A 10914-nucleotide genomic window follows, 5' to 3' on the forward strand; every position below is an offset into this window, starting at 1 on the left:
GCTCTCTGTGGTGCTCCTGTGGTACCAGCGGAGTCCAGCCAACGAGCCGATGTGCCGCCGGTGGCCGGCGCGGGAGGCTTGGGGCATGGCAGAGATCCTCGGCATGGCAGCAGTCCTCGGCATCGCGTCCGTGGTGATCGCGATCCTGGCACGGGTGGTGCTCGCCATCACCCGAGGCCCCGCCCCTGGCGGTCACGACGCGGAACCGGCCGACGTCCACGAGCTCCCCGCGGCCCACCCCAGCGACCGGATGGTCCGTCGCCACTACAACCTCGCCGCCTGAGGCAACCCCCCTCGGGAGCGCGCAAGCCGGGCTCCCCCAACTGGCTCCGGCAGCCGGTCCTCGCCCCCGACGTGAGTTATGACGACTCCTATAGATTGGAGCGTGTGAGGAATTTCGCCACCACTGCCGCACTGGCGATGTCGCTGGCCCTGGCGCTCGGCGCCTGCTCCCCCACCCCGGAACCCACGCCCGCACCAAAGCCCCCCAGCGCCACCGCCACCCCTGATCCCACGGCGGCACTGCGCGCACTGGTTCCCGGTCTGCTGCCGGCTGGATCCTCCGCCGGACCCCTCGGCCCGTATGCCCCCACCCAGAGCCAGCCCCCGTCGACCGGCACGAGCCTGCGGATCGACCTCACCCGCCCGGCAGACCAGACCGTCGGCCAGTGGACCCATGCCAATGTCGGGCTCAGCTTCGAGGCCACGGAACTGGCCGACCCGCGCTGGGAGCCGGAGGGCTCGCCACTTGCCACTTTGCTCCACGGCCTGGACGGCCCTTCCCTGCGCTTTGGCGGGAACCGGGTGGACCGCAGCCTGTGGTGGACCTCCCGCCAGGAAGCCCGCCCCGCCTGGGCGACGCAGACCGTCACCCCGGCAGACCTGCAGCGCCTGGGGCGCATGGCCGAGACGGTCGACGCCACCGTGACCCTGGTACTTCCCCTGGGGCACAAGGATCCCGAGCGGGCCGCCGACATGGCGCTGCATGCCCGGCGAGCACTGGGCAAGCGCCTGTTGGGCGTCAGCATCGGCAATGAGCCCAATGGCTATGCCCTCGCCTCCCAGGAGCAGCTGCGGCTGCGCGACGACGCTTGGTCGCCCCAGCAGTGGGTGGGTGAGGCACGGCAGTACGTCACGGCCATCCACCGACGGGTCCCGGGACTACCGGTGGCCGGGCCGGGAGCCTATGACGCAACCTGGTGGCGGGCCTTCGGGGATGCCCGCCTTCCCGGCACGGTGGCGATGAGCCAGCACTGGTATCCCCTGTGGTCCTGCCCGGACCGGGTCGGTGAGCGTGATGCGCAGGCCGCCCCGACCGTCGCCAACCTCACCTCGCCTGCCTTGCACGACCGGGCCAGCGAGATGGTCCAGCGGGCGCGCCGCACCGCCGCCGGGTACGAGCTTCCGCTGTGGCTGGAGGAGGCCGGTCCCACCTCCTGCGGCGGCGCCGCCGTCTCGCGCAGCCACGCCCATGCCCTGTGGAGCGTCGACTTCCTGCTCAACGCCGCCCGCAACGGGGCCCGTCGCAGCAACCTGCACAGCACCCTGGCCGAGTGCGGCAGGGGCAACCCGATGAGCCCGGTCTGCACTCCCCCGGGCACCCGCAGCATCACCGGCACCAGCACCTTCACCGCGATGCTTTTCACCGCCCAGGTGCGTCCGGGCACCATCCGCCAGGTGACCACCAGTGATCCGGCGGTGATCGCCTACACCGTCACCTCCGGCTCCGGCACCGACCTGGTGCTGGTGAACCTGCACGACCCGGCCACCAGCCCTGCGTCCACGCTGGCCCTGACCCCGCCGAAGGGCCTGCGCGCCACCCACGGTTCGTCGCTGCGCGGGACCGCGCTGGATTCCCGCTCGGGCACCACGATGCAGCCCCTGGCGCGCCCGGGCACGCGAAAGGGCGCCGCCGGCCCGACCGTGGTCGAACCGGGCAGCGCCCTCCTGGTGCGCTTCTCGCGCTGAAACCGCGTCCTGACTGGCCTCAGACCAAGGAGGCCTCCACGATGGCGCGGTTCGCCTCCAGGTGACGCTCGTAGGCATCCAGCACGTCGTGGCAGACCTGGTCCTCGTTGTAGGAGATCAGGTCATAGGCGGCCACGCCGGGCAGGGCCACCTCGACGCGGGTGGAGGTGTCGTCGGCCTCGATCATGCGGGCACCGTAGGCCGGCGCCGGCACGCGACGAAGCCGCACCGGGTAGCGGAAGAGGGTCTCGGAGTCGGGTTCGCCGACCTCGAGCGTCATCCGCCGCAACACGCGCCGCTCGGGGACCGCCTCCTCCTCGACGACTCGGGCCAGCGCCCCGCGGTCCTCGAGTTCCATGCCCACCGCCTCCAGCGCCGGGACGACCACCTTCTCCAGGTGGCGACCGGCCTGGCGATCGGTGACGGCGCCGAAGCTCACACCCAGCCGGGTGCGCCACGAACCCGGGGCCGCGGTGCTCTCGCGTCCCACCAGCGAGGAAGTGATGGAGGCCCGGGCTGCGTCACGACGCACCCGCTCGCCCTCCAGAGCCCGGTGCAGGCCCACCATCACCATCACCATCACGAAGGCGAAGGGCAGCCCCATGATGATCGTGGCATTCTGCAGAGCAGCGATGCCGTCCACCGCCAGCATCGCGACGGTCAGCACGCCTGTGGCCACGGCCCAGAAGATGCGCAGCACCGGCTGGGCATCGCTCTCGCTGTCGGGCAGGTGGCTCGACAGGTTCGCCATCACCAGCGCGCCGGAGTCGGCACTGGTGACGTAGAAGAGCAGGCCGACGAAGGTGGCCAGCCCCACCATCACCATCGGCAGCGGGTACTGCTGCAGCAGGTGGTAGAAGCCCAGTTCTGGGCTGTCGATGGCCAGCTTCGCGAACTCCTGGTCACCACGATTGCGGATCTGGCTCACCGCGGCATTGCCGAAGATGGTCACCCACATCACGATGTAGCAGAAGGGGATGGTCAGGGTGCCCAGCACGAACTGGCCAATGGTGCGACCGCGCGAGATGCGTGCCAGGAACATGCCGACGAAGGAGGCCCAGGCGATCCACCAGGCCCAGAAGAAGAGCGTCCAGGCGCCCATCCAGTCGGCAGGGTGGTCATAGGCCATCGTGTCGAGCGTCATGCCGGGGAACATGGCGATGAAGTCACCGATGTTCATCGTCATGGCCCGCAACAGGAAGGTCGTGTCGCCGGTCACCAGCACCCACGCCGCCAACGCGATGGCCAGCAGCACGTTGAGCTGACTGAGGATACGGATGCCCCTGTCGACGCCCGTGAGCGCCGAGATCGTGGCGACCCCGACGGCCAGCACCACGAGGAGGGCCTGGGCGGTGAGTCCCTGGTCCACGCCGAGCATGATGTCCAGGCCGACGTTGAGCATGACCACGCCGATGCCGAGGCTGGTGGCCACGCCGAAGATGGTGCCTACCACGGTGGCCACGTCCACTGCATCGCCGGCCGCCCCGTTGATGCGCCTTCCCAGCAGCGGGTGCAGGGCAGAGCGCACCGCCAGCGGCAGGCCCTTGCGGTGGGCGAAGTAGCCCAGCGCCATTCCCATCAGCACATACATGCCCCAGCCAGTGATGCCGTAGTGGAACATCGTCCAGACGGTCGCTTCGCGGGCCGCCTCGAAGGTCTCGCCCTTCATCTGCGGCGGCAGCATGTACTGGCTCACCGGCTCTGCGACGGCGAAGAACATCACGTCGGTACCGATGCCTGCGGCGAAGAGCATCGAGGCCCAGGCGAAGGTGCTGAACTCGGGCCGGTCGGTGTCATGGCCCAGGCGTACCCGCGAGTGCCGGATCCCCATCACGATGACGAAGGCCAGCACGGCCGTGGCCAGGGCGATGTAGAACCAGCCGAACCAGTCCGAGATGAGGCCCACGACCCGGCCCAGGACGCGCAGGGCGTGGTTGGGAGCGCCCAGACCCCAGGCGGCGATGACGATCGTCACCAGGGCAGAGACGCCCAGCACAGGCCACTTCGGACGAGGGCGGTCCACCACCACGGCGTCGGGACTGTCGACGCCGTGGTGGTGGAGTGTGTTGACCGAGCTGCTCATGCGCTGGCTTCGGTCTGGCCGGCACGCTCCATCGACTGCATCGCGGTGGGGATGTCGTCGACGGCATTCCAGGAGGCATTGCGCGGGTCGCCCTCGGGGTAGACGGGCAGGCCAGCGCCGGCACGGTAGACCGGGACCGGCTCGGGAGCCAGCGGCGTGTTGCCGACGATCAGGTCGGCGGCCTTCTCGGCCACCATCATGACCGGGGCGTAGATGTTGCCATTGGTGATGGACGGGAAGACCGAGGCGTCGACGACGCGCAGCCCCTCCACTCCGTGCACCTTCATGGTGCTGGGATCGGTGACCGACATCTCACCGGTGCCCATGGCGGCGGTGCAGGAGGGATGCAGCGCGGTCTCGGCGTCCTTGGCCACCCAGTCGATGATCTCCTGGTCGGTCTGCACGCTCGGCCCGGGCGAGAGCTCTCCCCCGTCGAAGGCGGCGAAGGCGGGCTGGGCCAGGATGTGGCGGGCGGCCCGGATGACCTGCACCCACTCCTGCCGGTCGCGCTCGGTGGACAGGTAGTTGAAGCGGATCGCCGGGTGCTCGAAGGGGTCGGACGACTTGATCGTCACGTCGCCCACCACGTCGGAGTTCATGGGTCCGACGTGCACCTGGTAGCCGTGGTCGCCGCCGGCGGCGGTGCCGTCGTAGCGCACCGCGATGGGCAGGAAGTGGAACATCAGGTTGGGGTAGGCCACCTGGTCGTCGGTGCGGATGAAGCCGCCGCCCTCGAAGTGGTTGGATGCGCCGACGCCCGTCTTGCCGAAGAGCCACTGGGCGCCGATGATCGGGGCCTTCCAGTAGTTCAGCCACGGCGCGATGGAGACCGGCTGCACCGAGGCGTGCTGGATGTAGACCTCCAGGTGGTCCTGCAGGTTCTGGCCGACGCCGGGCAGCTCGACGCGCGTCGTCACGCCCGCCTTCTCCAGCGCGGCGGGGTCACCGATGCCGGACAGCTGCATCACCTGCGGGGAGTTGAAGGCGCCGCCACACAGGACCACCTCGCCGGCCTCGACGCTCTCGGCCTTGCGGCCGGGGGTGCGCACGTAGTCGACGCCGGTGACGCGGTTGCCGTCCATGCGCAGGCCGGTGACCTGGGCGAGGGTGACGACGTCGAGGTTCTTGCGGTTGCGCACCGGGGTCAGGTAGGCGCGCGAGGCGCTCCAGCGGCGCGAGTCCTTCACATTGCGGTCGAAGGGCGCGAAGCCCTCCTGGCGGTAGCCGTTGACGTCGTCGGTGGCCGGGAAGCCGGCCTGGCGGGTGGCCTCGAAGAAGGCCTGGAAGAGCGGGCTGCTGGCCGGGCCGCGCTCCAGGTGCAGCGGGCCGGAGCCGCCGCGCCAGTCGTCGGCGCCGGCGGTGCAGGTCTCCATGCGCTTGAAGTAGGGCAGGCAGTGCTCATAGCTCCAGTGCTCCATGCCCGGGTTGGTGGCCCACTTGTCGTAGTCGCCGGGGTTGCCGCGCTGGAAGATCATGCCGTTGATGGAGCTGGATCCGCCCAGCACCTTGCCGCGGGCGTGCTTGACGCGCCGGCCGCCCATGTGCGGCTCGGGCTCGGACTCATAGGCCCAGTCGTAGAGCGGGTTGCCGCTGGGGAACATCAGCGCGGCGGGCATGTGGACCAGCGGGTCGAGGCGCCAGTCGGCCCGTCCGGCCTCGATCACCAGCACGGAGGTCTTCTTGTCGGCCGAGAGCCGGTTGGCCATCACGGAGCCGGCGGATCCTCCGCCGACGATGACGTAGTCGTAACGCTTCATGGGTTTCCTCATTCCTTCGTTCGTACTGCTGTGTGGATCGTGCTCCAGCGGCAGCGCGCAGTGTGCGTCGCCACCGGGGTGTGGTGGCTCAGGCCTGGTCGTCGCTGAACCAGCCGGCGCGTGCCGGGGAGGTGTTGTGCCAGATGTGCTTGCTCTCCTGGTACTCGTGCAGGCCGGCCAGGCCCAGCTCGCGGCCGATGCCGGACTGCTTCATGCCGCCCCACTCGGCCCCCGCGACATAGGGGTGGTAGTCGTTGATCCAGATGGTCCCGTGGCGCAGGCGCTTGGCGACGCGCTCGGCGCGTCCGGCGTCCTGGCTCCACACCGCACCGGCCAGGCCGTAGATGGTGTCATTGGCGATCGCCACGGCGGCGTCCTCGGCGGCCTCGCGGGTCTCGCCGCTGAAGGTCTCGACGGTGAGCACCGGCCCGAAGGACTCGTCCTGCACGCAGCTCATCTCGCTGGTGCAGCCGTCTAGGATGGTCGGCAGGTAGTAGAAGCCCTTGTCCAGCTCGGGATCGGCGGGGCGCTCGCCGCCCACCAGGAGCTTCGCGCCCTCGGCGATGCCGGCCTCCACATAGGCCTCGACCTTCTCGCGGTGCTGCTTGCTGATCAGCGGGCCGGTCTCGGCCTGCTCGTCGAAGGGGCCGCCCAGCCGGATCTGGCGGGCACGTCGCACCAGTTCGTCGACCACCTGGTCGTGCACCGACTCCTCGACCACCAGGCGGGTGCCGCCGGAGCAGACCTGGCCGGAGTCGAGGAAGACGGCCGTGAGCGCATTGTCGATGGCCGCGTCCATGTCGGCATCGGCGAAGATGACATTGGGATTCTTGCCGCCCAGTTCGAGGGCGACGCGCTTCACCGTGGGGGCGGCGGCGGCCATGATGCCGCGACCGGTCTCGAGTCCGCCGGTGAAGCTGACCAGGTCCACGTCGGGGTGGCTGGTCATGGTGGCGCCGACCGTGGCGCCGGGGCCGAGCACCAGGTTGGCCACGCCCTTGGGCAGGCCGAGGCGATCCAGTGCGTCGACCAGCCAGATGGCAGTGGACGGGGTGAGTTCGCTGGGCTTGAGGACGAAGGTGTTGCCGGCAGCAAGGGCCGGGCCGACCTTCCAGGAGGTCTGCAGCAGCGGGTAGTTCCACGGGGTGATCAGGGCGCAGACGCCGACGGGCTCGGTGACCACGCGGGAGCTGATGCCGGGCATCCCCGGGTCGACGACGCGTCCGGCCTCGGCCGCGGCCAATGTGGCGAAGTGGCGGAAGACGCTGATGATGTCGTCCATGTCGAGGCGGGCCTCCACCATGCGCTTGCCGGTGTCGAGGGCCTCCAGGCGGGCGACCTCCTCCTTCTCCTCGGTGAGCAGGTCGGCCAGGCGGTGCAGCAGCAGGCCGCGCTCGGGGCCAGGGGTGCTGGGCCAGGTGCCCTCGTCGAAGGCGGCGCGGGCGGCGGCGATGGCCAGTTCGGCATCGCGCTCGTCGCCCTCGGCGACGGTGGCGACGAGTTCTCCGTCGGCCGGGCAGTGGATCTCGCGGGTGGCGCCGGATGCGGCGTCCTGCCAGCGTCCGTCGATGTACAGCTGGGGCATGGCTCTCCTGGGATCGGCGGTCAGGGGGTGCCGACGTCGCTCGCCGACCCCTCGACAGTAACGGTCGTTTCAGGAAAACGCACGTTACACTCACTCCATGACCGCCCATACGCCCGCGCGGACCCCCGTGCGCGAGCGCCTCCTGGACGCCGCCGACGAGCTCTTCTTCCAGGTGGGCGCCGTCGCCACGCCGGTGGACCGGATCCTTGCCCAGGCAGGGGCCTCCCCCGCGAGCCTCTATGCCCACTTCGGCAACAAGGACGGGCTGCTGGAGGCAGCGCTGGAGCGGCGCCTGGCCGAGTGGACCGAGGTGTGGGATGCGGCCATCGAGGAGGCCTCGGACGACACGGGCCGACTGCTCGCCGTGTTCACCGCCCTACGCAGCTACCAGACCGACCGGATGACCGAGCGCTGGTGTGCCTTCAGCGGCACAGCGGCAACGCTGCCCCACCCCACCGAGGGCATCTCCCGCGTCCTGCAGCAGGAGACCCAGCTGCTGCGCGAGCGTCTGGTCCGGCTTGCCACCCCCGTTGGCGGCGAGCGTTCCCCGGAGCTGGCAGAGGCCCTCATGGTCACCTACTGCGGAACGCTGGCCATGATGCTGCGCCAGCCCTGGGAGCTGGCCATCGACCAGGGCGAGGCCACGGCCCGGTTGCTGGTGGCCTGGGTGGCGACGCGGGAGCGAACGCACTGACCATTTGGTCGGACGCAATCCTGCGACCGCATGCGTACCGAGCCATGACCGGGACTCCACCACCTCTTCGAGCGGGCACCTTGGTGGCCCGGGGACCCTCACTCCCCGAAGTGAGCCCCCCGGAAGGTCCGGTCAGTGCAGGGCATCCAGGGCGGAGCCGTCACCCACCGATGCGCGGCCGATGACCGAGAGCGTCCCGTCGGTCTCCAGAAACACCGCCGCCACGACATCGAGGCCGCCGAAACCGCTCGAGCGCACCGCCTGGTTCACCTCCCGTGGAGTGAGCCGCGCCTGGAGAAGCGACTCCTCCAACAGTTCACCATTGCGCACCACGACCACCGGCTCTGCCCTGATGACCCCGTCACGGCCCGGATGGCTCGAGGTCCACCGCGTGAGCAGGACCTGCAGCCCAATGAGGGTCACCAGCGCGAGCAGCCCCGTGACCGCCTGCGGCCCGGGATGGGTGATGACACTGGCGAGGAGGGAACCGACCGCGACGGTCACCACCAGATCGAAGGCGTTGAGCTTGGACAGCACCCGTGGGCCCGCTAGGCGCAGCAGGCCGACGACCACCACGTAGGCCAGCACAGTGGTGAGCAGGATGCACAGCATCATGGAAGAGCTGGGCATGATCGCACCTTCTCGTCGGTCGGCCGCACACGTCAGAGTCGTGGCGGGGCTGCGCATCCCCGCAGCTACCATGACCGTACCCCTGCCCAACTGCCCCCACACCCAGGAGGCCCCGTGTCCACGACGATCACCCCGAAGCAGACCATCGCCCAGGAGCTCCCAGACGCTCACGGGAAGCGGACCGCCAACATCAGTGGCGGCACGCGGTGAAGGGGCTGCCACCGGTGACTGCCAATGGCATCCTCGCCGGACTCGCCGTCGTCCTGTTGGGGTGGATGGTCGCGCATCTGGCCCGAGCCACGGTCGCCCACCTCCTGGTCTGGAGGCACCGCAGTCCCAGCTCTGCCGCCGTCTTCGGCCGCCTCACCGGATGGGGCGTGATATTCCTCTTCGTGGGCGCCGGGTTGACGATCACCTTTCCCAGCATCCGACCCGTCGACGTGCTGGGCGGGGTGGGTGTGGTGTCGATCGCCGCCGGTATCGCCTTCCAGACCGTCCTGGGAAACATGTTCGCTGGCATCATCCTGGTCAGCCGCGACAAGTTCCGCATCAGCGACCAGATCGCCGTTGGGGACCACGCCGGCAGCATCGTGCGCATCGACATCACATCCACCACTCTGCGCACCTATGACGGTCGGCTCGTGGTGGTCCCGAACGGAGTCCTGCACTCCAAAGTGGTCACCGTGCAGACCGGTTTCGAACACATCCGTACCACAGTGGCGATCGACATCGACGACGCCGCGGACCTCGAGCTTGCCCGAGGCGTGGCGGTGGCGGCCATGCGCCAACTGCCCTCGGTGCTCGACGAGCCGGCCCCCGATGCCTTGCTGGCAGAGGTGGGCACCACGACGGTACGCCTGGAGTTGCGCTTCTGGTCGGGAGCACTCCAGCTCGAGGCCAGAGCAGCCCGCCACGACGTCATCCTGGCGGTGCTGACGGCCCTTCGCACCCACGGGGTGAAGACTGGATCGGACGTCCTCGTGATCGAGCCCGGCCCCAGCGCCCGCCAGCTGCTGGAGGACTGCTCCCACGCTCGTAGCGCCTAGCCCAGCCATAGGAAGAGCTGCTGCATCGCCTGGTGGTCCTCGTCGCGCACCTCATGGTCGGGATCGTGCTGGAGCCGCCACAGTGTGCTTCCCCTCGGACTCCACGAGCTCAGGCAAAGCCAACTCACCGGTCGCGGGGCAGGCCCTTCGCAGAGGCATCCGCCCCCGAAATCTCCTCGTGCGACAGGTCACGGAAGTCCTTGGGCACGGAGACCTGGCCGGCCCGCATGGCACTGCGGCTCATCATGTGCGAGGCCACGGGCGTGGTGAGCAGCTGGAAGACCGCCACCAGCACGAGCATCCCCACGTCGAGGCCGGAACGCATCCCCAGGCCGGTGCCCAGCAGCACCAGCACCAGGCCCAACACCTGTGGCTTGGTCGCCGCATGCATCCGGCTGAGCAGGTCGGGGAAGCGGGCCAGACCCACCGCCGCGCACAGGCACAGCAGGGAGCCGGCCAGCAGCAACAGTGCGCTGAACAGGTCGAGCAGCTGCCCGGTCATCGCCCATCCCTCCGTCGTGCCCCGCCCGGTTCGGCCGGCAGGCCGGGGGCGGCCACGGTCGTTTCGTCCTCGTCGATGTCGCGCGCCACGAAGCGCGAGATCGCCACCGTCGAGATGAAGCCGAGCAGGGACAGGCTGATCAGGATGGGCAAGGTGCTGGAGTGGTCACTGATGACCGCCTCCAGGCCGAGTGTGCAGACCAGGGTGGCCACCAGCACGTCATTGGCCAGCGCCCGGTTCAGCACCGTGGGGCCCACCACGATCCGTGCCACGGCCAGCAGCGCAGAGATGGTCAGCACCACGACGCTGAGCACGTGCAGGACGTCGATCACCGCCTCGAGACTCATCGGTCCCCCTCCTGATTGTCCTGGCCTGCTTGGTCGTGCTGGTCATCCAAGGGCGTGGGACGCACCTCCAGCGCCGCGGCGACACGCCGCTCCAGCGCCCAGATGTTCTCCCGTTCCCGCCGGAGCTGGTCCTCGTCGGTGATGTCAAGCACGTGGATGGTCAGGATGCTGGTCTCGGGGTGCACGTCGATGACGACCGTGCCAGGCACCAGCGAGGTGAACTCGGCGATGATGGTGCGTCGCAGGTCATCGTGCAGGTGCAGCTGCACGTCCACCAGGCTGCCCCGCCCCACCGGGCGGGG

At 69.6% G+C, this 10914-nt stretch carries 11 protein-coding genes; 4 read left to right on the forward strand and 7 right to left on the reverse strand.

The annotated features are described in order from the left end of the window. The first annotated feature begins 85 nt into the window (after positions 1-85). Together ACHFFZ_RS17115 and ACHFFZ_RS17120 are read left to right on the forward strand one after the other, a co-directional pair. Positions 86-283, forward strand: a complete 198-nt coding sequence (locus ACHFFZ_RS17115) for a hypothetical protein (protein WP_394277794.1) — start codon at positions 86-88, stop codon at positions 281-283. Between the two features lie 104 nt (positions 284-387). Beyond that, complete coding sequence (locus ACHFFZ_RS17120; protein ID WP_394277795.1) at positions 388-1968, forward strand: hypothetical protein; 1581 nt, start codon at positions 388-390, stop codon at positions 1966-1968. 19 nt (positions 1969-1987) lie between these two features. Here ACHFFZ_RS17120 and betT read toward each other — a convergent pair whose 3' ends face one another. The 3 genes from betT to ACHFFZ_RS17135 all read right to left on the reverse strand — a co-directional run bounded on the left by betT (position 1988) and on the right by ACHFFZ_RS17135 (position 7393). Next, positions 1988-4051 (reverse strand): choline BCCT transporter BetT, encoded by a 2064-nt coding sequence (betT, locus tag ACHFFZ_RS17125; protein ID WP_394277796.1) that lies wholly within the window; start codon positions 4049-4051, stop codon positions 1988-1990. Beyond that, positions 4048-5808 (reverse strand): choline dehydrogenase, encoded by a 1761-nt coding sequence (betA, locus tag ACHFFZ_RS17130; protein ID WP_394277797.1) that lies wholly within the window; start codon positions 5806-5808, stop codon positions 4048-4050. Before betA ends, betT begins: the two co-directional genes overlap by 4 nt. Positions 5809-5896: 88 nt before the next feature. Beyond that, positions 5897-7393, reverse strand: a complete 1497-nt coding sequence (locus ACHFFZ_RS17135) for an aldehyde dehydrogenase family protein (RefSeq protein ID WP_394277798.1) — start codon at positions 7391-7393, stop codon at positions 5897-5899. Between the two features lie 97 nt (positions 7394-7490). Between ACHFFZ_RS17135 and ACHFFZ_RS17140 the strand changes: the two genes are divergently transcribed. Further along, a complete protein-coding gene (locus ACHFFZ_RS17140) occupies positions 7491-8087 on the forward strand; it encodes a TetR/AcrR family transcriptional regulator (protein ID WP_394277799.1) in 597 nt (198 codons plus the stop codon). Between the two features lie 132 nt (positions 8088-8219). On the opposite strand, the gene ACHFFZ_RS17145 is transcribed toward ACHFFZ_RS17140, so the two are convergent. Beyond that, a complete protein-coding gene (locus ACHFFZ_RS17145) occupies positions 8220-8717 on the reverse strand; it encodes a DUF421 domain-containing protein (protein ID WP_394277800.1) in 498 nt (165 codons plus the stop codon). Positions 8718-8941: 224 nt separating this feature from the next. Here ACHFFZ_RS17145 and ACHFFZ_RS17150 point away from each other — a divergent pair, with 224 nt between their 5' ends. Further along, the gene (locus tag ACHFFZ_RS17150) at positions 8942-9763 is read left to right on the forward strand and encodes a mechanosensitive ion channel family protein (protein ID WP_394277801.1); all 822 of its coding nucleotides are present in this window, start codon (positions 8942-8944) and stop codon (positions 9761-9763) included. 124 nt (positions 9764-9887) lie between these two features. On the opposite strand, the gene mnhG is transcribed toward ACHFFZ_RS17150, so the two are convergent. From mnhG to ACHFFZ_RS17165, 3 genes are all read right to left on the reverse strand, one after another. Further along, positions 9888-10265: a monovalent cation/H(+) antiporter subunit G gene (mnhG, locus tag ACHFFZ_RS17155; protein WP_394277802.1), complete on the reverse strand. Its 378-nt coding sequence runs from the start codon at positions 10263-10265 to the stop codon at positions 9888-9890. After that, positions 10262-10612, reverse strand: a complete 351-nt coding sequence (locus ACHFFZ_RS17160; protein ID WP_394277803.1) for a monovalent cation/H+ antiporter complex subunit F — start codon at positions 10610-10612, stop codon at positions 10262-10264. Before ACHFFZ_RS17160 ends, mnhG begins: the two co-directional genes overlap by 4 nt. Continuing rightward, positions 10609-10914 (reverse strand): Na+/H+ antiporter subunit E (locus ACHFFZ_RS17165; protein WP_394277804.1); only part of this gene is annotated, 306 nt, incomplete at its 5' end. The genes ACHFFZ_RS17160 and ACHFFZ_RS17165, both read right to left, overlap by 4 nt.

This window comes from Luteococcus sp. (assembly GCF_043424415.1).
Lineage (GTDB): Bacteria > Actinomycetota > Actinomycetes > Propionibacteriales > Propionibacteriaceae > Luteococcus.